Here is a 22,023-nt window from a genome sequence, read left to right on the forward strand (position 1 = left end):
ACACAACAAATATCAACTAAGAATGAAAAGCAAATTATTCACATTAGCACTTCTATCTGTCGGAGTTTCTATTTTCGCACAGGTAGGGATTAACAGTCCACAACCGCAAGCGAGCCTTGATGTGGTGGGTTTTCCATCGGATAAAAATAAACTGGATGGTATTATTGCTCCTAGAATTACTGGAGTACAGCTGAATGTTAAAAGCTATACAACTGCCCAGACTGGAGCGATTGTATATGTAACTTCAGCTGAAACTGCACCTACAGGACAAACTGTAGATGTTATAACGCCTGGTTACTATTATTTCGATGGAACAAAATGGGGGAATTTAAATGCCAATTGGCGTACTGTAGGAAACAGTGGTACAGTAGCGACTTCCTCAACGTTAGGAACAGATATTTCCGGAGGGAATTATCTTGGAACAAGTGATGGGCAGAGTCTGATACTGGCCACTCAAAAAAATGTAAAAGGAATCCTTGATGTAAACGGAACACTGCAAGGTGGAAACTCTAATAATGCAACCGGAGCTTATGCTGCTTTTTCATGGGGGTCAAATAATACGACTAATTCAACCTCTTCGAATATTGCACTAGGAAGAAATAATACAGCTACTGCCATCAATGCTAATTTTCCAGCGGTAGCCATTGGTGCTAATAACTCAGCTACGAGTGGTGCTAAAATTATTGGAAACTCTAATACTGCAGTAGGAGCTAATCATCTTGTATTTGGAAATACAAATACTGTTACAGGTACAGCAGGGCTTACATTGGGGAATTTGCATACCAATAAAGGAGGAATTGCTATAGGGAGTGGCAATACAGTAGATTTAAACAGTATGGCCGTTGGTTCTGCAAGTTCGGCTACCGGAGGGCAGGCTCTGGCTATTGGTTTTTCTGGAACAGCAGGCTCTGGGCAAACGGTATTTGCTAATAAATCACATGCTTTTTTTAATGTAACGAACGGAACGGATACAATTGTAGGAATTAACATGGTGCCTACTGCTGACACCGCAACAGGAGCGGCACTTCAGCTGAAAGGTATTGCTACATCCGCAACTACCTGTTCAGGTAAAGAAGAAGGAGCAATCCGGTACAATTCTACAGCGAGAGTACATGAAGGATGTAATGGTACATCATGGAAAGCTTTATACTAATTCATAATAAACACAAACCTTATAAAATTAAAAAATGACCAAAAAATTATTCGAGAAACTGACCGCAGTGCTCATGACATTAGTGATGTCAGCTGTAGCATTTGCACAGCAGGGTTACGAGCCGATCCGCGGGATGGGCGTAGAAGCAAAACCGGTAAATAACTCCGGAATCTGTTTAGCATGTTATAACGGAAGTATGAATCCGGTGGTAGATGCTAATCTGGATAATAGTGTAAATATGGGAAATTTTGCTTCTTTGATAAGTGGCAACGGAATTTCCGTAAAAAACAAAAATACAGCTTACCCGGCAGGATATATTACCGGATTTAATGTGGATCTTGGGACAAGCTTTATTACGATTGATCTTTTAAGTTCTTTAAGAATCAGCACCTATAGAAACGGAGTGCTTCAGGAAACTACTTCCAGCAGTACCCTTTTATCGGTGCCGGCATTCGGAGGAAGCAAGAACAGAATCTTTTTACATTTTAAAACTTCTAAGGAGTTTGATGAAGTGAGATTGTATCAGACCAATGTTCTTTCTGTATTCAGTGCTATGAATGTGTATTATGCATTTGCATTTGATCCGGCAAGAGTACCTGTTGATAACAATGGTATTTGTGATGATATCATTGCAGGAAGTGGGGTGGACGGTAATGTATCAGGAAGCAGTAGTTTTCTTGCTCCGCTTTCTTACGTTCAGAACAAAGAAAATATAGGGGATGGAAATAAAAATTCATTTGGAAAAGTTGTTCTTCCAATTGGATTGTTAGGATCTTACTCAGTGGGAGTTTTAGATAAAAACCAGGTATACCCTGCAGGAAACAGAACAGGATTTGTTATTGAGCCTGATGATCAGGGGAAATTACTAAGCGCTGAATTTTTAAAGAATATCACTATTGAAACTTACTTATTCGGACAGCTTCAGGATTCTAAGCAGTTGTCTGATGGTGGTGGATTGATTAATATTAAAGTTCTTGGATACGGTTCTGGAAAACAGAAAGTAACTTTAACAACTACTAAGCCTTTTAATGAAGTAAGATTAAAAATTACTCAGACGGTAGGATTTAATCTTGGAGCGCTTAAAGTGTATTATGCTTTTGAAGAGCCGATCTCTTGTGAATGTGATGATAAAATTCAGACCAGTGGATCAGCAGTACCAGGAAATCTGGTAACAGGATCAAGCTGGACATCAGGGCCTGGATTCCTTGGTCTTATTTTGGCTAAAATGACAAATCCTGAAGCAATTGTGGATAACAATCCTTCTAATTATGCTACAGCAACAATTCCGGCTGCATCTATCTTCAGTATCTTCTCTGCATATGCTACAGTAAGCAGTAATACTACACTTCCTGCGAATACGATGGCTGGATTTACAGTGGAAAAAGCAGGAAACCTTCTTGGAGTAAGCGTACTGGAAAATATTACAGTAACATTATATAATGGGAATACTGTAACAGACAACTTTACAAGTTCAGGAAGTCTTATCAGTGGAAATTTCTTTACAACGAATTCCAATAAATTTTATGTAGGAGGAAAGGCTACAAAACCTTTTAACAGAATGAAAATTACTTTCAATAGCGGTACGGCAGTTCGTATTCCTCAAAACTATTACATCTATAATGCATTTGCAAGCAAAGATGATGATAATGATGGAGTGCCAAACTGTTTCGATCGTTGTCCTAACGGTGATGACAGTATTGATAATAATGGTAATGGTATTCCTGACTGTGCGGAAGGATGTACGGTGGTGAATGATAAATCGCCTACACTGGATACAGATGGTGACGGTATTGTAGATGCATGTGATTTTGATTCCGATAATGATGGTATTCCTGATTCAATGGAAGACTTTGATAAAAACGGAAAATTTGAAGATGATGATATGGAGGGTGATGTTCTGATTACGCCAATATTAGGAGATTCTGTACCAAACTATCGTGATCTGGATTCTGATAATGACGGAATTTTAGATCTGTTTGAATCAGGTATTCCAACTTCAGTAATTGACCAGATTGATGCAGACCATAATGGTATTATTGACAGTGGTGTTGCAGTAGGGAAAAATGGTTTGGCAGATATCCTGGAAACTTATCCGGATTCCGGAACTTTAAAATACCCAATCAAAAATACAGATGGTGATAATCTACCTGACTTCCTGGATGTTACTTCTAACGGTTCAGACTTCGATCTGTATCAGATAGGAAAAGGTAACCTTGATACAATGGGCGGCGGATTTATCTCTACGATTAATGATGGTGATAAAGATGGTATTCAGGCTGTAGTAGATACAGATCTTGTGAAAAGAGGAGCGCCAAAGTCTCCACTTTCACCATATGCTTCATTGTTGAAAAATGCAAAGACAGCTTCTGCAAAAATAGGAGGAAAGTCAGAAATAACACAAGCAGCTAATGATGTGAAGATCTATCCTAACCCTGTAAAAGCTGGAGAAAGCCTTATGGTTACAGCAGCAGAAGAAGGAACTTACACATTGTTCTCTGCAGAAGGAAAAGTCGTGAAGTCTGGTAAATTCTCTGCACGTACAGGTATTGATACCTCTGCATTGCCTACGGGAATTTATATTATTAACATAGATACTAAATCAACTGCAAAATCTTATAAAGTTATTGTGAAATAACCATAAGAATACTTAGTGTTAAAGAAGGGCTGCTCAGAAATGAGCAGCCCTTTATTTTTTTAATGCCCCTATAATAAAATGCTTGATAGTGAAGATTTTTGTTTACGATAAAAATAATTGCAATAATACGCTGGAAATAAAAATATTTTATAGCTATAAAATTGGATAGAATGAAACCAACTTAGATTTTGTGATTTTTTCTATATAATTTTCTTTTTGCCACCCTGAATTTACCTGATAAATGCATTTTATCATACCGTTTTTTTGTTAGTCTTGCCTTTAAAATTTGAAAAAATAGAAGATATCTACTATTTCTTCCAATGCTTAATAAGGGTAGTTTTGCTTAAGAGATTTTATCAATAGTTACAATTGATCATATGTATTGCATAAAGATTCGATCTTGAATTGAGAAGATAACTTTTCATATAAAAACACAATAAATTTTTAATTTAAAATACAAAACAACTAAAAAATGAGAAAAATCTTATCCTTACTGGCAATTATTTTATTTAATGGTGCTGCTTTTACACAGATAGGTATAAATACTTCAGAGCCTGACAGCTCTGCTAATCTACACGTCACTAATAAAACTTCCGCGATTAGAGGGACCTTGCTGAATCCTGTAACTACAAAAGAAAGATCCTCAATTGTTTCTCCGGCAACCGGTCTGATTGTTTATGATACTGATCTAAAATGTCTGATGACCAATAATGGTACACCTTTATTACCTGCATGGGGATGTGTAGGTGGAAATTCTGGGAATACAGGAACTTCCGAGGTACGGCATTTCTATTATACATTTCCGGATACAATTCTAACCTCACTTACTGATAATAGTCAACGGAATGAGGTTCTTAGACCTGCAATGACCACGATGTCTACTTGGCTTCAGGTGAATGATCCAGGTCAGGTAGCTAAGATTCCAACGATAGATGGAATTCGAATGGATGTTGTGTTTATCAGTACTAACACCAATCATGGAGTACCCAGTAGTGTAAGACCTTTATTGGTTAATACAAATAAGAGTAGTAGAGTATTAAGAGGAGTCACGGAACAGAGTGATTTTAGTACAGAGAGATGGGACTGGTATACTACAAACGCTTCTCAAACGTATGTAACTTTGAAAGAAAATGGTGGTTATCAGAATGTAGCTAATGGTTATAGAATGAATTGGGGAAGTACGTTGGGTTCCTGCGTATCATTATTTACAATCCATGGTCATGATGGGGCGTTATACAAAGCTACGTTTTATGGATATAGAGATTTTGGTCCCTCTTCTAATGGGAAACATCGAATACATTTAATTTTGGAGAAATCTAAACCATAGATGTAAGATGCTTACAATTAAGAAAAAATAGAAAATATAAATTAATTCTTTGACGAAAAGATTTCCATAGAATAAGCTGTCTCCCTTTTGAGACGGCTTATTACTTTTAGAGATTTTAATGACCTCAAAATGAGGGAGATTAATTTGTTATTGTGGATAACTTTTTGTATCTTTGCCCCTCTTTTGGCGCGAAAAATTGTTTGTAATTTTATAAAATATTGAAAATCAACTCTTTCATTGTGTAAAACATGAAAGGGATTTCGTATTTGTAGATATTGCGGGTAATACCGTCTCAAAAGTAAGAAAAATATTTTGCATTACGCTGTGAAAAGATATACCAGTGTTGCAGTTAGGATTAGATTATTAAGAATAAAGAACAAAGAATAAAGACAATTTCTAATAGCGCCAAACATTTGAAGTCTTTTATCTTTTCTCTCTTTTCTGCTTTCTATCCTGATATTTTTAAATGAATCAAAATATTTTTTAACCCTTTCTTAAAAGTTTTATGAGTAAAACAAAATCAACAACTCAAGGAAATCCGAGAATTAATTTCTCATCAGCGAAAGGAAAAATCATCACTCCAGACTTCTTGGATATCCAAATCGAGTCTTTCAGAGAATTTTTCCAGCTTGATACACTTCCTGAAGCCAGAAAGATGGAAGCCCTTTACAAGACTTTCCAGGAGAATTTCCCAATTACGGATTCAAGAAACCAATTCGTATTAGAATTCTTAGACTATCTGGTAGATTCCCCACGTTATTCAATTGATGAGTGTGTGGAAAGAGGACTTACTTATTCAGTGCCTCTAAAAGCAAGACTTAAACTGTACTGTACTGACCCGGAACATGAAGATTTCCAAACAGTGGTTCAGGATGTATATTTAGGTCCGGTTCCTTACATGACACCAAGTGGATCTTTTATCATCAATGGTGCTGAAAGAGTTATCGTTACGCAGCTTCACCGTTCACCTGGTGTATTCTTCGGACAGACTTACCACGCAAACGGAACCAAACTTTACTATTCAAGAATTATCCCTTTCAAAGGATCTTGGATGGAATTTACAACCGATATCAACAGCGTAATGTACGCGTATATCGACCGTAAGAAAAAGTTACCATTAACAACTTTATTAAGAGCTATCGGTTACGAATCTGATAAGGATATCCTTCAGATCTTCGACCTTGCTGAAGAAGTGAAAGTTTCTAAAGCTGCCCTTAAAAAAGTGGAAGGGAGAACATTGGCTGCGAGAGTATTGAACACTTGGTTCGAAGACTTCGTAGACGAAGATACAGGTGAAGTAGTTTCTATCGAAAGAAACGAAATCATCTTAGATAGAGAAACTATCCTTGAAAAAGAACACTTAGATCTTATCCTGGATGCTGGTGTGAAATCTATCCTGATTCACAAAGAAAACAGCAATGAATTCTCTATCATCCAGAATACATTACAAAAAGACCCTACGAACTCTGAGAAAGAAGCAGTAGAGTATATTTATCGTCAGTTAAGAAACGCAGATCCACCAGATGAGGAAACAGCAAGAGGAATCATTGAAAAATTATTCTTCTCTGAGCAGAGATACTCTTTAGGTGAAGTAGGACGTTACAGATTGAATAAAAAATTAAGTCTGAACATCCCAACTACAACTGAAGTTCTTACTAAAGAAGATATCATTGCGATTGTAAGACACTTAATTGAGCTAGTAAACTCAAAAACAGATGTTGATGATATTGACCACTTATCAAACAGAAGAATTAAAACTGTTGGTGAGCAATTAGCAGGACAGTTCGGAGTAGGTCTTTCAAGAATTGCAAGAACAATCAAGGAGAGAATGAACGTTAGAGATAACGAAATCTTTACTCCACTTGACCTTGTTAACGCGAAGACTTTAACATCTGTAATTAACTCGTTCTTCGGTACCAACCAGCTATCTCAGTTTATGGACCAGACCAACCCTCTATCAGAGATCACTCACAAGAGAAGATTATCTGCACTAGGGCCTGGTGGTTTATCAAGAGAAAGAGCAGGTTTCGAGGTTCGTGACGTTCACCATACTCACTACGGAAGAATTTGTCCGATTGAAACTCCGGAAGGACCAAACATTGGATTGATTTCATCTCTAGGGATCTATGCTAAAATCAACAGACTTGGATTCATCGAAACTCCATATAGAAAAGTAGAAGACAGTAAGATTAATCTTAATGCTGATCCTATTTATCTTAATGCTGAAGACGAAGAAGATAAAGTAATTGCTCAGGCAAACGTTGAATTGAGCGATAACGGAGACTTCTTAACAGACAGAATTATTGCAAGACTAGATGGTGACTACCCTGTAGTTGAACCAGCTCAGGTTAACCTTATCGACGTTGCACCAAACCAGATCTCTGGTATTTCCGCTTCATTAATTCCATTCCTGGAGCATGATGATGCGAACCGTGCATTGATGGGATCTAACATGATGCGTCAGGCCGTTCCTCTATTGAAGCCACAGGCTCCAGTTGTTGGTACAGGGCTTGAGCAGCAAGTTGCAAGAGATTCAAGAATCTTAATTAACGCTGAAGGTACAGGTACTGTAGAGTATGTAGATGCTGACAGAATCGTTATTAAGTATGAAAGAAGTGAAGACGAAGATTTAGTACAATTCGAGTCTGCTACTAAAACATATAAACTTACTAAGTTTAGAAAAACTAACCAGAGTACAACAATCACACTAAGACCAAACGTAAGAGTAGGTGATGTAGTAGAGAAAGGACAAGTGCTTTGTGACGGTTATGCTACTGAAAAAGGAGAATTGGCTCTTGGTAGAAACTTAGTGGTAGCGTTCATGCCTTGGAAAGGATACAACTTTGAGGATGCAATCGTAATCAACGAAAAAGTTGTACGTGAAGACTGGTTTACTTCAATCCACGTAGATGAATATTCATTGGAGGTTCGTGATACTAAATTAGGTATGGAAGAACTGACAGCAGATATTCCAAACGTTTCTGAAGAAGCTACTAAAGATCTTGACGAGAACGGTATGATCAGAATCGGTGCTGAAGTGAAGCCTGGAGATATCATGATTGGTAAAATTACTCCAAAAGGTGAATCTGACCCGACTCCTGAAGAAAAACTTCTTAGAGCAATCTTCGGTGATAAAGCTGGTGATGTAAAAGATGCATCCTTAAAAGCTGACTCTTCATTAAGAGGGGTTGTTATCAACAAGAAATTGTTCTCAAGAAACATCAAAGACAAAAAGAAGAGAACTGAAGAAAAGCTTAGACTTGAAGAAATTGAAAACACTTACAAGGCTAAATTTGATGAGTTAAGAAATACTTTAATTGAAAAATTAAATACACTGGTAAGCGGTAAAACTTCTCAAGGGGTACAAAATGACCTTGACGAAGAAATCATCGGTAAAGGGGTGAAGTTTACTCACAAATTATTAACTTCAGTTGAAGATTATGTAAACGTTAGTGGTGCAGACTGGACAGTAGACGCTGACAAGAATGAATTGATCAAACAATTGATTCACAATTACAAAATCAAATATAACGATATCCAAGGGGTTAAAAACCGTGAGAAATTTGCAATTTCAATCGGGGATGAGCTTCCAGCAGGGATCATGAAGTTGGCTAAAGTTTACATCGCTAAGAAACGTAAACTGAATGTAGGGGATAAAATGGCAGGACGTCACGGTAACAAAGGTATCGTTTCAAGAATCGTTCGTGAAGAAGATATGCCATTCCTTGAAGACGGAACACCTGTAGATATCGTATTGAATCCACTAGGGGTACCTTCCCGTATGAACATCGGACAGATCTATGAAACAGTTCTTGGATGGGCTGGTCAGAAACTGGGAATGAAGTTCGCTACGCCAATCTTTGATGGAGCAACTCTAGATCAGATTACTGAATATACAGAGAAAGCAGGACTTCCTAAATTCGGACACACTTACCTTTATGATGGTGGTACCGGAGAAAGATTTACTCAGGCTGCAACAGTAGGTATCATTTACATGTTGAAACTAGGACACATGGTTGATGATAAGATGCACGCACGTTCTATCGGTCCTTACTCATTGATTACTCAGCAGCCGTTAGGAGGTAAAGCTCAGTTCGGGGGTCAGAGATTCGGAGAGATGGAGGTTTGGGCACTTGAAGCATTCGGTGCATCCAACATCCTTAGAGAGATCCTTACTGTGAAGTCGGATGACGTGATTGGTAGAGCAAAAACTTATGAAGCAATTGCAAAAGGTGAATCTATGCCTGAACCAGGTATTCCGGAATCATTCAACGTATTACTTCATGAGTTACAAGGTCTTGGATTAGACGTAAGACTTGAGGAATAAGTTCCATTTGAAATTATTTATTTGAAATTTGAAATTCTGTACGCAGATTTCAAACAAAAATTCAAAATAAATTTTTTAGGGATTATAAATCTCAAATTTCAAATGTCAAATCTCAAATTTAAAAAAAATGTCAAATAAAAATAAATCAAGTAGATTTAATAAAATAACCATCGGTTTAGCTTCACCGGAGTCTATTTTACAAGACTCAAGAGGGGAGGTTTTAAAGCCGGAAACTATTAACTACAGAACTCACAAGCCTGAAAGAGACGGGCTATTCTGTGAGAAAATCTTTGGTCCTGTAAAGGATTACGAATGTGCTTGTGGTAAATACAAGAGAATTCGTTACAAAGGGATCGTTTGTGACCGTTGTGGAGTAGAAGTTACTGAGAAAAAAGTAAGAAGAGAGAGAATCGGGCACATCAACCTTGTAGTTCCAATTGCACACATCTGGTATTTCCGTTCATTACCAAACAAAATCGGATACCTTCTTGGAATTCCTTCTAAGAAATTAGATATGATCATCTACTACGAAAGATATGTAGTGATTCAGCAAGGTATTGCTAAGAAATTAGACGGTTCTGATTTTGAAAATATGGAATTCCTTACAGAAGAAGAGTACCTTGACATCATGGAAACTCTTCCTGTAGAAAACCAATATCTTGACGATTCTGATCCAAACAAATTCATCGCTAAAATGGGTGCTGAAGCTGTTGAGGAATTATTAAAAAGGATCGATCTTGATTCATTGTCTTTTGACTTAAGACATAAAGCTCACAACGAAGGTTCTAAGCAAAGAAGAACTGAAGCTCTGAAAAGATTGAACGTTGTAGAAGCATTGAGAGGTGCTAATACAAGAATGATCAACAGACCAGAGTGGATGATCATGCGTGTACTTCCTGTTATCCCACCAGAACTAAGACCATTGGTTCCATTGGATGGAGGACGTTTCGCAACTTCTGACTTGAATGACCTTTATAGAAGAGTAATTATCAGAAATAACCGTTTGAAGAGATTATTGGAGATCAAAGCTCCTGAAGTAATCTTAAGAAACGAGAAGCGTATGCTTCAGGAATCTGTAGATTCATTATTCGATAATACAAGAAAATCTTCAGCAGTAAAATCTGAATCAAACAGACCATTGAAATCACTTTCTGATTCATTGAAAGGTAAGCAAGGTCGTTTCCGTCAGAACTTACTAGGGAAAAGGGTTGACTACTCTGCACGTTCGGTAATTGTTGTAGGTCCAAACTTACAGCTTCACGAGTGTGGTATTCCTAAAGATATGGCAGCTGAACTTTACAAACCATTCATCATTAGAAAACTAATTGAAAGAGGAATTGTAAAAACAGTTAAATCTGCGAAGAGAATTATTGACAGAAAAGAACCGGTAGTTTATGATATCCTTGAAAACGTGATGAAAGGTCACCCTGTTCTACTGAACAGAGCACCTACGCTTCACAGACTGGGTATTCAGGCTTTCCAACCTAAGATGATCGAAGGTAAGGCAATCCAGCTACACCCGTTAGTAACTACGGCCTTCAACGCCGATTTCGATGGTGACCAGATGGCAGTACACTTGCCGTTAGGACCAGAAGCGATCCTTGAAGCTCAGTTATTGATGTTAGGTTCTCAGAATATCTTGAACCCTGCAAACGGTTCTCCAATTACGGTACCTTCTCAGGACATGGTTCTTGGTCTTTATTTCATGACTAAAGAATTGAGCTCTACAGAAGATATGAAAGTAAAAGGTGAAGGTCTTGCATTCTATTCTCCTGAGGAAGCGGAAATCGCTTATGCAGAAGGTAGAGTTTCATTAAATGCTAAAGTAAGATGTAGACTACCAATTAAAGAAGATGGTGTAATCGTAACAAGATTGATCGAAACTTCTGTAGGTAGAATCTTATTCAACCAGATTGTACCGAAAGAGTCAGGATATATTAATGAACTTCTTACGAAGAAATCATTGAGAAACGTTATTGGTAAAATTCTTGCTGATACGGATTTCCCTACAACTGTGAAGTTCCTGGATGCAATGAAAGACTTAGGTTATTCAAACGCATTCAAAGGAGGTCTATCGTTCTCATTAGGGGATATTGTAGTTCCTGTTGAGAAAAAGCAAATGATTGCTTCTTCAATTGAAACTGTAGACGAAATTAGAGCTAACTATAACATGGGTCTAATTACCGATACAGAACGTTATAATCAGGTAATCGACGTTTGGACAAACACCAACGCAGGATTAACTGAAATGATCATGAGCAGAATGAAAACTGACCAAGGTGGTTTCAACTCTGTATATATGATGCTTGACTCTGGAGCGAGGGGTTCTAAGGAACAGATCCGTCAGTTATCAGGGATGAGAGGTTTGATGGCGAAACCGCAAAAAGCTGGTTCTACCGGTGCGGAGATCATCGAAAACCCGATTCTTGCAAACTTTAAAGAAGGTCTTTCCATCTTAGAATACTTTATCTCTACCCACGGTGCCCGTAAAGGTCTTGCGGATACCGCTCTTAAAACTGCCGATGCTGGTTACCTAACCAGAAGATTGGTAGACGTTGCACAGGACGTTATCGTTACAGAAGATGACTGTGGAACTCTAAGAGGTACAGAAGTTACTGCACTTAAGAAAAATGACGAGATCGTTGAAAAGATCTCTGAAAGAATCTTAGGTAGAGTTTCTTTACATAATATCTATGATCCTGAAAGTGATGAGTTAATCGCTGAAGCTGATCAGGTAATTAATGAAGTATTAGCTAAAAGAATTGAAGCAGCTGGATTAGAAGCTGTTGAGGTTCGTTCTCCATTAACTTGTGAGGCTAAGAAAGGTATCTGTGCGAAATGTTACGGTAGAAACTTAGCTACAGGTAAGATGATTCACATGGGTGAAGCGGTAGGTGTAATTGCAGCACAGTCAATTGGGGAACCAGGTACTCAGCTTACGTTGAGAACCTTCCACCAAGGGGGTACTGCAGGAAACGTATCAGAAAACCCATCAATCGTTGCAAGAAGAGATGGTATCGTAGAAATGGATGAGGTAAGAACAATTACTTCTGAAGATGAAAATGGTAATACGGCTGAGGTTGTGGTTTCACGTTCAACAGAATTCAGATTAGTAGCTGATAACGAGTCTAGAACTCCGTTAATGGTTGCTAACGTACCTTACGGATCTATATTATCTGTAAAACCAGGTGATAAAGTGAAGAAAGACGATGTTATCTGTAGATGGGATCCGTATAACGCGGTAATCATTGCTGAAACTTCAGGTAAGGTAGAATACGAGGATATTATCCAGGGTATTTCATTCCAACTTGAAATTGACGAACAGACAGGATTTGAAGAGAAAGTAATCTCTGAATCTAGAAATAAGAAAGCCGTACCTACCCTGAAGGTGGTAGATTCTAAAGGAGTTGAGCAGAAAGCATACAACTTACCGGTAGGAGCCCACTTAATGGTAAACGATGGTGAGAAAATTAAGGCTGGTAAAGTCTTAATCAAAATCCCAAGAAAATCTGCAAAAGCAGGGGATATCACCGGAGGTCTTCCAAGAGTTACCGAATTATTCGAAGCAAGAAACCCTTCAAACCCAGCGGTTGTTACTGAAATCGACGGGGTAGTTTCTTACGGAAAAATTAAGAGAGGTAACCGTGAATTGATCGTTGAAGCTAAAACTGGAGAAAGAAAAATTTATTTAGTTAAATTATCTAACCAGATCTTAGTACAGGAGAATGACTTCGTAAGAGCTGGTTCGCCACTTTCTGACGGTTCAATCACTCCGGACGATATCTTAAGAATTAAAGGCCCAACAGCCGTTCAGGAATACTTAGTAAATGAAATTCAGGAAGTTTACCGTCTACAGGGGGTGAAAATCGACGACAAGCACTTTGAAATCATCGTAAGACAGATGATGACAAAAGTATCTATCGTGGATGGAGGTGATACTCAATTCCTTGAAGCAGCTCTTGAACATAAGTATGACTTCCTAGAAGAAAACAACAGAGTATTCGGTCTTAAAGTAGTAGTAGAAGCTGGTGATTCTAAAGAATTCAAACCAGGTCAGATGATTACTGCAAGAGAATTAAGAGATGAAAACTCTAAACTGAGACGTGAGGACCAAAGCTTGGTAGAAGTAAGAGAAGCTCTTCCTGCTACAGCAACTCCTGTACTACAAGGTATTACAAGAGCAGCTCTTCAAACGAAATCTTTCATGTCTGCAGCTTCATTCCAGGAAACAACTAAGGTTCTTAACGAAGCAGCAGTTGCTGGTAAAGTAGACAACCTTGGAGGTCTTAAAGAAAATGTAATTGTAGGTCACAGAATTCCTGCAGGTACAGGTCTTAAAGAGTATCAGAATGTTATCGTAGGCTCTAAGAAAGAATTCGAAGACCTTAACTAAAATTAATGATTTGAAATTTGGGATTTGAAATTATTTTTATATTTTCACAATCTCAAATTTCGAATTTTAAAAACATAATTTATAACAATGGACAACAATCAAAATCCACAAGACGGAAACATCAACATCGAATTAAACGAAATGGTAGCTGCTGGAGTTTATGCTAACTTAGCATTGGTAAACCACTCTCCATCAGAATTTGTAGTAGACTTTATTCAGTTGATGCCAGGTGTTCAGCAAGCTAAAGTAAGATCAAGAATCATTCTTGCTCCACTTCATGCTAAAAGAGTATTAAGCGCTCTTCAGCAGAACATCGCTAATTACGAGCAGCAGTTCGGAGAAATTAAAGAAGTTGAGCCTTTCGTATTAGGTGGAAACAACGTACAAGCGTAAGATTTCTTTTACAATAAAATAAGAATGCCCCGGTTTTACCGGGGCATTTTTTATTCAGCTTTTCACTTACGAACTGGCTGATCATACATCTTATTTCTTTTGTGATTTGAATCTGAAGTACAGATTCTGGTCTGAAATATAGATTCTGATAAAAATTGTTTCATTTATGGGACAATTTTTTTTATTGCAGATTGTTAATGAGGTGTATTATTTTATGGTAAATATTTATTTAAATAAGCTTTAAGATGGAGTTTGTTTATTAATAATGAAAGAAATTTATTTTTAATGAATCGTTGATCCTATTTTATATATTTGTTTCAAAATATTGACGAAAGGATATGGACAATCAATTTATTATTCAAAAATTCGGATTTTTGGGAAACGATTTTCTGGATGAGTTTCAGAAACATGCTGTTTTAACAGATATAAAATCAAAGACCGAAATAGTAAGAGAAGGGCAGAAAAATAAATATGTACCCTTTTTGATCAAAGGGTCTATAAAAGTTTTTACACTCAATGACGGCAGAGAGCTGATCTACTATTATATCAAGGAAAGTGATAGCTGTCTGATGACCTTTTCTTCTATTTTTACAGATTATATAAGCAGGGTATACGCAGTTGCTGAAGAAGATTCCGAAGCATTGCTGGTTCCCGTTTCCATCATGCATCATTGGCTGTTGAAATTTCCAGAGATCAATAAATTGTTTTACCGTGAGTATGACAAACGATTTTCAGAAGTTATGAGTATGGTAAATGATGCTGTATTTCATCGTCTGGATAAAAGAGTTCTTAATTATATCAAACAACAGATTTCCATTACCGGTCAGGACCCTATCAAAATTACTCACAGAGAAATTGCCAATAATCTTGGTACTTCCAGAGAAGTAGTAAGTAGGGTTTTGAAAAAAATTGAAAGCGATGGAGATATCTTACAAACAAAGGATGGGATTAAAGTAGTTGAAGATCAAAGTTTTAGATTTGTTTAATTTATATTGTCTTATAATTTCTTAATTCATGATTGATAAAAACTATTTTCTTGGTGACTTTTATCACATGTTTTTGAATTGATAACACGATAGATTTGTTATATCATAATTTAATATAAATCATAATATGACGAAGGCTCTCTTATTTTTGTCGGTATTTTCATCAGTTTTTGCCTTTGCACAGGAAGATCTGCTGAAGGATATCGATACTCTCAAAACCAATACTGATACCTCACAACCTGCTTTCAAGGCACTGCAGATTGTGACTGGGCAATCTACTAAACTTGTAGCCAAAAAAGAATGGTATATGGTTGTTGCACACCGGTTTGGTAATATAAGTGATGGGTTTAAAAATTTTTTCGGACTGGATAATGCTTCCACTAAATTAGGGGCGATCTATGGAGTTACAGATAATATATCCTTAAGCCTGTCCAGAGAAACAAATATGAAAACCTTTGAGGGCGGTGTAAAATACAGATTGCTAAGGCAAAATGAGAGCTTTCCGGTAGATATTGTTGGGTATAATGTAATGGGGGTCAATACAAATCTTGATAAAGATAACTATCCACACCTTAGATTCAGTGACAGGATGTCTTATCTTACCCAAGCTTTGATTTCCAGAAGATTCAGTGATAAGTTTTCGTTACAGCTTACTCCTTCATACGTACATAAAAACCTTTACGAGCCTACTACTGAAGATAAAAATCAGTTTTTAGCAGGATTAGGCGGACGTTATAAAATTTCAAAAAGAATTTCTGTAAATGCGGAATATTTTGTGAATTTCGATAATCACAGTTTTTATAAGAATCCATTATCATTAGGAGTGGATATAGAAACCGGAGGTCATGTTTTCCAGCTTTTATTTACAAACTCCCAAATCAATTCAGATATCGGATATCTTACCAATGCATCCGGAAATTGGGGAAAAGGAAATATTTTCTTTGGGTTTAATCTTTATAGAGTTTTTTAATATGAAAAAGTTAATATACCTACTGACCATATCATTTGCAGCAATTATTATTGCCTGTGAAAGCAGAACCTATGAGGAGATTTCAGAAAATACTCCCATCATATTGCCTGTAAAATATACAACAGATATAAAGCCGATTATGGATAATAATTGTATAGGCTGCCATTCTGCAACAAGTTTTAAACCTTTGGCTACTTATGACCAGGTAAAAAATAATATAGATGGTATCCTCAACCGAATTCAAAGAGCAAACGGAGACCAGGAAAAAATGCCGAAAGGAGGATCATTATCCACTACACAGATCAATACTTTCATTAAATGGAAAGCTGATGGTTTAACTGAAAACTAAAAAAGATTTGATATGAAAAAACTAACACTTCTTAGCGTATTTTTGCTTGTTACCGGTTACGCTTCCGCTCAGAAATACAGTTCCAAAACAGGTAAAGTAACATTTGAAGCATCAGTACCTCTGTTTGACGATATTTATGCTCAGGATGACAATAACCTTGTTATTCTTAATGCTGACACAGGAGAAATGGCATCCGTTTCTGCAGTGAAAAACTTTCATTTTAAAACAAAACTGATGGAAGAACACTTCAATGAAAGCTATGCGGAATCAGCCAAGTATCCCAAAGCAACATTTAAAGGGAAAATTGTAGCTTTTGATAAATCCAAACTGACTGCCAGTCCACAGAAATATACTATCCAGGGAACCATGAACTTTCACGGAGTAGATAAAGCTGTAGCCTCTGCTGCTACAATTTCTCTGAAAGACGGGAAAGTTTATTTGCAGGGAAGTTTTGTAGTAAAACCAGCCGATTATAAAGTGACAATCCCTAAAATGGTGACTAAAAAGATTGCTGAAAATATAAATGTTGAGTACAACTATATCCTGATAAAATCATGAGAACCCTCATTGTAGCACTAAGCATGTTTCTGGGCTCCTTATTGCTGGCTCAGGAAAAAACAAAATCGATATTTGATATTGCCAGAAGCGGAACCGTTTCTGAAGTAAAAGAACTGATGAAAACCAATCCGGATATCATCAATCAAACCAATGATGGAGGCTTTTCACCCCTCATTTTAGCTTGCTATAGAGGAAATATAGAAGTAGCAGAATTTCTGATAGATCATGTAAAGGATGTAAATTATAAAAGCAAAGAAGGAACAGCCCTTGCCGGCCTCTCAGTAAAATATAACAAAAAGCTGGTAGAAGATTTATTAAAGAAAAAGGCAGATCCAAATATTGCAGATGGCACAGGTGCTACACCTCTCTTTTGGGCAGTAAAATTTGGGAATAAAGAACTGATAGAGCTCCTACTTCAATATAAAGCAGATAAATCCATAAAAGATTCAATGGGAATGACTCCTTTTGAATATGCATTACAAACACATAAAGAAGACATTATTAACATCTTAAAAAACAACAAATGAAAAAAACTTTATTTACATTAGGATTACTCATCGCGAATTTTGCATGGGCACAGTTTTCCTCAGGAACGGTAGCCCTTTCGGCTACTGGTATGACGGTAAAATTAGATACAACTCCTACAGGGGTAACTCTTACATTAACTGGGAATAGTAATTCCATGCTTGGGATAGGATTTGGATCTGTAGGTATGGCCTCAGGATCTGATGGATTTATCTATAATGCTTCTACTAACAGAGATTATACATTTATAGGAAAGACAATGCCTAATGCAGATACCAGCCAAGATTGGACAGAGACATCAAATACAGTATCCGGAAGTACAAGAACTATTGTGGCAACAAGAAGTCTTTCTGGTAGCGCTGGTGATTTTGCAATTGCGAATGCAGCGGGAACAATCAATATCTCTTATGCACGTAAGACCGGTACTACTTTAGGGTATCATGATGTAGGAAGAGACTATGCAACTTTAACAATGGCTTCCAGTACTTTATCAACAAATGAAGTTGTTGCTCCTGAAAGTAAAAAAGTCTTAATTTATCCTAATCCGGCTAAAGAAACGGTTAATTTCAAAAATTTTGACAAAATAAAATCAATTGAAATTTACGAAGCCACAGGAAGAAAAGTGAAATCTGTAGCCCCTGAAAAAGAAAGTATCAGAGTAAATGATCTTAAGTCAGGAACTTATTATTTTGAAATCAGATTGAAAGATGGTAGCCTATCGTACGAAAAACTGATTAAAGAATAAAAAAACACATCCAAATATTTTCAAAAACATCTCCGAAAAACAGAGGTGTTTTTTTTGTTTGTTGAAAATAGGCTCTGGGCTCATTATTCAAGGGGTTATGATTGTTTTTTTATATATTTGTGTAGTAAGTGCCTGTCATGAAAATTACTTTTGAAGAATACAATCCATCCTGGAAAACTCAGTTTAAAACCATTAAAAATGAACTGAAAGAAAGTATAGGCTTTTTACATCCCAAAATAGAGCATATCGGAAGTACTTCTGTAGAAGGTTTGTCTGCTAAACCTATTATCGATATTATGATTGGGGTAAAAGATGAATCAGAACTGGATCAGATTCCACTTTTATTACAGGGAAAAGATTATGTCTACTATGAAAAATATAACGAAGATATGCCTTATCGCCGTTTTTTTATTAAACTGACAGATCAGCCTCCAAACCTGGGATTTCCAGAGATTATTCATACGGGAGAAGAAATTCCTGAAGACCTCCATAATCATCACCTCCGTATCGCCCATATTCATACAATTCCTGTATCATCAGAACACTGGATCCGCCATATTGCCTTCCGTGATTACCTTCGTTCCCATCCTGAAGTGAAGAATGAATATCAGCAGCTAAAAGAGCAGCTCAGTACAATGGAATGGTTTGATGGTAATGATTATAACGAAGGAAAAGATCCTTTTATAAAAAGAGAAGAACAGAAAGCTATTCAATGGTATTTACATAATCAAAAACTTTAATAGCGCGTCCCCAATGAAAAAAGATTTAAAAGAAATAGCCAGACAGTTTGCGAAATCCAAAACGCTGAATGACTTTATAGAATATGGAGGAGTGGCTGCAGCTATTGAAACGGCAGATGGTAATATTTATACAGGAATCAGTATTGATACGGCCTGTTCTATGGGCTTTTGTGCTGAACATAGTGCCGTAGCGGAAATGCTGAAGAATGGAGAACATTATATCAAAGCTGTAGTAGCTGTAGGAAATGATGGGAATGCAGTTCCGCCCTGTGGACGTTGCCGAGAATTGATGAGCCAGCTGTCCAAAGAAAATCTTAACGCTATCATAGAAGTAAAAAATGGTGTTTTCGCGACTTTAAAAGAATTAATGCCTTATGACTGGAAAGAAGATCTTGACAGAGAATGGTAAATGTAGTGTAAAAAAATAAAATTAAAGATCCATGGAGTTTAAAACCTTAGCCAATGTAAATATAGAAGAACTTTTAGCAGTATTCAATCATTCCTTTTCCGATTATATTGTTCCTTTTCATCTAACCAAAGAAGTTCTTGTTTCTAAAATTGAGACAGAAAAAATAGATATGAATCTATCAGTAGGAGCTTTTGAAGAAGGAAAACTAGTAAGTTTCATTCTTCAGGCAGAAAAACTGGAGAAGGGTCAGAAGATTATTTACAATGGGGGAACTGGTGTAGTGCCGGAAAGCAGGGGAAAAGGGTTAGTGAGAAAAATGTATGATTTTATCATTCCTATATTAAAAGAAAGAAACGCAGATATACTGTTACTGGAAGTGATTGAAGGAAATGCTGCCGCTATCAGAGCCTATGAAAACTTAGGTTTTAAGATAGTCAGAAGATTACTTTGTTTTAAAGGAGATATTAAATCAACAGCAGAAAATACTAAGATCACAATTAAAGAAATGAAGGATATCCAATGGGAGGAGCTACGTTCTTTCTGGGATATAGAACCTTCATGGCAGGGAGCCGTTTATGTACTGGATCCTATGCCGGAAAACTTTAAAACTTTGGGTGCATATACCGATGGAAATCTGGTAGGATATATTATTTACAGTCCGGTAACCAGAAAAATATATCAGATTGCAGTTCATAAAGACTACAGAAAACAGGGGATAGGTGCCGTACTTTTTACTGCTATTGCGGATGGACAGCCAATTGCTATTAATAACGTAGATGATGCATCCAAAGAAACCGCTGTATTTCTTGATAAAAAAGCAGGCCTGCAGAATTGGTTATCGCAGTTCGAAATGAAACGCAGCATTTAATAAATATTTTTCATTTGAATTTAAAAATAAAAGGTTTTAATATACTTTTAACCTCTTAAACTTTTCAGGGAGCAGTAGAGAATGTAACTTTGCCGAAAATTTTAAAATAATGAAGCGAGGATTACCTTTTTTACTGCTGTTTATTTCCTTAATGGTTTTTGCTCAGCAGGTAAATACAGATACTGCTCAGGTAGTAGTGCCAGGTCGTCAGAACAGTATTGAAAATCAGTCAAAACCTTATGTTATCATGATCTCTACAGATGGCTTTCGGTATGATTATGCTAAAAAATATAATGCTGAAAATCTACTGAAACTTTCCCATAATGGGGTAAAAGCAGATGCAATGATTCCAAGCTATCCAAGTATAACTTTCCCCAATCACTGGAGCCTTATTACGGGGCTTTATCCGTCTCATCATGGTTTGATAGATAATTTTTTCTACGATTATAAGAGAAAAGAAACCTACGCAATGAGCAATAAGAAAAATGCAGAAGACGGAAGCTGGTATGGAGGAACTCCGCTTTGGGGATTGGCCGAAAAGCAGGGAATGGTATCGGCATCCTTAATGTGGGTAGGTTCTGCGAGTGATGCAGGCGGAATGAGACCTACTTATTATTATCCTTACCATGAAAAATTTACTCCGTCTGAAAAAGTAGAAAAAGTGGTAGACTGGCTGAAACTGCCGGAAGATAAAAGACCACACTTTATCTCATTATATTTCCCGGAAGTAGATGGAAGCGGACATCACTATGGTCCTGACGCAAAAGAAACAGAAACAGCTGTGCATCTGATTGATCATGCAATAGGTGATCTGGTTCAGAAAGTTGATAATCTTGGATTGAAGAATGTTAATTTTATTTTTGTTTCCGATCACGGAATGATTAAGGTTGATGGGGGAACTCCATTGGAAATTCCAGCTCTTCTTTTTGATAAAAACAGATTTGATTTTTACAATTCACAGACTCTTTTAAGAGTATATGTTAAAAATCAGGATGAAGTAAAAGCTGTTTATAAAGAATTAAAAGCTCATAAAACAGATGACTACGAAGTTTATTTGGATAAAAAATTACCAAAATATCTGCACTTCGCTACAAGAGATGATAAATACAGCAGAATAGGACAGATTCTTCTCCTTCCTAAAGCTCCGAAAATATTTTTGGAAAAAGGAAAGAAAACATCTGTTGGGAAACATGGGTACAATCCAGAAACAGTTCCTGAAATGAAAGCGACTTTCTACGCATGGGGGCCGGAATTCAAAAATAATATGGGAATTGGTGAATTTGCCAATATCAATGTTTATCCTTTGGTAGCTGAAATTTTAGGATTAACAATTGATCAGCCGATTGACGGGAAAATAAAAGTGCTGAAAAACATTATAAAAGAAAGCGGTAAAGATGAGCTGAGGTAACCATTCAGTCTTTAGTAAGAGCTTGATATACAATTGAAATCAGTTTGAACTTATCAGAATCACAATACTTTATGGTATTGTGATTTTCTTTTTTAGGTATCCCCTATATAGTTTCGGGGGGGGGGGGGGGGGGGGGGGGAAACAAAGATTTTTAATTTTTTTTTTTTTTTTTTTTTTTTTTTAAAAAAAAAAAAAAAAAAAAAAAAAAAAATAAAAAAAAAAAAAAAAAAAAAAAAA

The 22,023-nt window shown here is 36.7% G+C and carries 16 protein-coding genes; all 16 read left to right on the forward strand.

Annotation, left to right across the window (positions count from 1 at the left end):
* The first annotated feature begins 22 nt into the window (after positions 1-22).
* The 16 genes from M2372_RS16780 (at position 23) to M2372_RS16855 (ending at position 21,786) form a co-directional block, all read left to right on the forward strand.
* Complete coding sequence (locus M2372_RS16780; protein ID WP_123320862.1) at positions 23-1,153, forward strand: hypothetical protein; 1,131 nt, start codon at positions 23-25, stop codon at positions 1,151-1,153.
* A 34-nt stretch (positions 1,154-1,187) separates the two neighbouring features.
* Positions 1,188-3,788 (forward strand): T9SS type A sorting domain-containing protein, encoded by a 2,601-nt coding sequence (locus M2372_RS16785; RefSeq protein WP_123320861.1) that lies wholly within the window; start codon positions 1,188-1,190, stop codon positions 3,786-3,788.
* A 472-nt stretch (positions 3,789-4,260) separates the two neighbouring features.
* A complete protein-coding gene (locus M2372_RS16790; protein WP_123320860.1) occupies positions 4,261-5,115 on the forward strand; it encodes a hypothetical protein in 855 nt (284 codons plus the stop codon).
* 505 nt (positions 5,116-5,620) lie between these two features.
* Positions 5,621-9,442 carry a DNA-directed RNA polymerase subunit beta gene (rpoB, locus tag M2372_RS16795; RefSeq protein ID WP_115970254.1) on the forward strand — a complete coding sequence of 1,274 codons (3,822 nt, stop codon included), beginning with the start codon at positions 5,621-5,623 and terminating at the stop codon, positions 9,440-9,442.
* A 127-nt stretch (positions 9,443-9,569) separates the two neighbouring features.
* Entirely contained in the window at positions 9,570-13,835 is a 4,266-nt protein-coding gene (rpoC, locus tag M2372_RS16800; RefSeq protein WP_115970255.1) for a DNA-directed RNA polymerase subunit beta', read from the forward strand.
* Between the two features lie 87 nt (positions 13,836-13,922).
* Complete coding sequence (locus M2372_RS16805; protein ID WP_034723398.1) at positions 13,923-14,228, forward strand: DUF3467 domain-containing protein; 306 nt, start codon at positions 13,923-13,925, stop codon at positions 14,226-14,228.
* A gap of 338 nt (positions 14,229-14,566) precedes the next feature.
* Entirely contained in the window at positions 14,567-15,214 is a 648-nt protein-coding gene (locus M2372_RS16810) for a Crp/Fnr family transcriptional regulator (protein ID WP_123320859.1), read from the forward strand.
* A gap of 127 nt (positions 15,215-15,341) precedes the next feature.
* Positions 15,342-16,184 (forward strand): DUF5777 family beta-barrel protein, encoded by an 843-nt coding sequence (locus M2372_RS16815; RefSeq protein WP_123320858.1) that lies wholly within the window; start codon positions 15,342-15,344, stop codon positions 16,182-16,184.
* 1 nt (position 16,185) lies between these two features.
* A complete protein-coding gene (locus M2372_RS16820; RefSeq protein ID WP_228438578.1) occupies positions 16,186-16,533 on the forward strand; it encodes a hypothetical protein in 348 nt (115 codons plus the stop codon).
* A 12-nt stretch (positions 16,534-16,545) separates the two neighbouring features.
* Complete coding sequence (locus M2372_RS16825) at positions 16,546-17,091, forward strand: YceI family protein (RefSeq protein WP_123320857.1); 546 nt, start codon at positions 16,546-16,548, stop codon at positions 17,089-17,091.
* Positions 17,088-17,618 (forward strand): ankyrin repeat domain-containing protein, encoded by a 531-nt coding sequence (locus M2372_RS16830; protein ID WP_123320856.1) that lies wholly within the window; start codon positions 17,088-17,090, stop codon positions 17,616-17,618. The genes M2372_RS16825 and M2372_RS16830 overlap by 4 nt, the downstream gene beginning before the upstream one ends.
* A complete protein-coding gene (locus M2372_RS16835; RefSeq protein WP_123320855.1) occupies positions 17,615-18,361 on the forward strand; it encodes a T9SS type A sorting domain-containing protein in 747 nt (248 codons plus the stop codon). The genes M2372_RS16830 and M2372_RS16835 overlap by 4 nt, the downstream gene beginning before the upstream one ends.
* Before the next feature lie 137 nt (positions 18,362-18,498).
* On the forward strand, positions 18,499-19,101 hold the full coding sequence (locus tag M2372_RS16840) for a GrpB family protein (RefSeq protein ID WP_123320854.1): 603 nt from the start codon (positions 18,499-18,501) through the stop codon (positions 19,099-19,101).
* 13 nt (positions 19,102-19,114) lie between these two features.
* A complete protein-coding gene (locus M2372_RS16845; RefSeq protein WP_115970263.1) occupies positions 19,115-19,510 on the forward strand; it encodes a cytidine deaminase in 396 nt (131 codons plus the stop codon).
* Positions 19,511-19,541: 31 nt separating this feature from the next.
* A complete protein-coding gene (locus tag M2372_RS16850; protein WP_123320853.1) occupies positions 19,542-20,378 on the forward strand; it encodes a GNAT family N-acetyltransferase in 837 nt (278 codons plus the stop codon).
* A gap of 109 nt (positions 20,379-20,487) precedes the next feature.
* Positions 20,488-21,786, forward strand: a complete 1,299-nt coding sequence (locus tag M2372_RS16855) for an ectonucleotide pyrophosphatase/phosphodiesterase (RefSeq protein WP_123320852.1) — start codon at positions 20,488-20,490, stop codon at positions 21,784-21,786.
* Positions 21,787-22,023 lie beyond the last annotated feature (237 nt).

Origin of the sequence: Chryseobacterium sp. BIGb0232 (assembly GCF_024810195.1) — a bacterium.
GTDB classification, from domain to species: Bacteria; Bacteroidota; Bacteroidia; order Flavobacteriales; family Weeksellaceae; genus Chryseobacterium; species Chryseobacterium pennae.

Bases quoted from the DNA above. Each gene is read 5' to 3' on its own strand.
- M2372_RS16780 (WP_123320862.1), top strand. From the start codon at position 23: ATGAAAAGCAAATTATTCACATTAGCACTTCTATCTGTCGGAGTTTCT.
- M2372_RS16785 (WP_123320861.1), top strand. From the start codon at position 1,188: ATGACCAAAAAATTATTCGAGAAACTGACCGCAGTGCTCATGACATTA.
- M2372_RS16790 (WP_123320860.1), top strand. From the start codon at position 4,261: ATGAGAAAAATCTTATCCTTACTGGCAATTATTTTATTTAATGGTGCT.
- rpoB (WP_115970254.1), top strand. From the start codon at position 5,621: ATGAGTAAAACAAAATCAACAACTCAAGGAAATCCGAGAATTAATTTC.
- rpoC (WP_115970255.1), top strand. From the start codon at position 9,570: ATGTCAAATAAAAATAAATCAAGTAGATTTAATAAAATAACCATCGGT.
- M2372_RS16805 (WP_034723398.1), top strand. From the start codon at position 13,923: ATGGACAACAATCAAAATCCACAAGACGGAAACATCAACATCGAATTA.
- M2372_RS16810 (WP_123320859.1), top strand. From the start codon at position 14,567: ATGGACAATCAATTTATTATTCAAAAATTCGGATTTTTGGGAAACGAT.
- M2372_RS16815 (WP_123320858.1), top strand. From the start codon at position 15,342: ATGACGAAGGCTCTCTTATTTTTGTCGGTATTTTCATCAGTTTTTGCC.
- M2372_RS16820 (WP_228438578.1), top strand. From the start codon at position 16,186: ATGAAAAAGTTAATATACCTACTGACCATATCATTTGCAGCAATTATT.
- M2372_RS16825 (WP_123320857.1), top strand. From the start codon at position 16,546: ATGAAAAAACTAACACTTCTTAGCGTATTTTTGCTTGTTACCGGTTAC.
- M2372_RS16830 (WP_123320856.1), top strand. From the start codon at position 17,088: ATGAGAACCCTCATTGTAGCACTAAGCATGTTTCTGGGCTCCTTATTG.
- M2372_RS16835 (WP_123320855.1), top strand. From the start codon at position 17,615: ATGAAAAAAACTTTATTTACATTAGGATTACTCATCGCGAATTTTGCA.
- M2372_RS16840 (WP_123320854.1), top strand. From the start codon at position 18,499: ATGAAAATTACTTTTGAAGAATACAATCCATCCTGGAAAACTCAGTTT.
- M2372_RS16845 (WP_115970263.1), top strand. From the start codon at position 19,115: ATGAAAAAAGATTTAAAAGAAATAGCCAGACAGTTTGCGAAATCCAAA.
- M2372_RS16850 (WP_123320853.1), top strand. From the start codon at position 19,542: ATGGAGTTTAAAACCTTAGCCAATGTAAATATAGAAGAACTTTTAGCA.
- M2372_RS16855 (WP_123320852.1), top strand. From the start codon at position 20,488: ATGAAGCGAGGATTACCTTTTTTACTGCTGTTTATTTCCTTAATGGTT.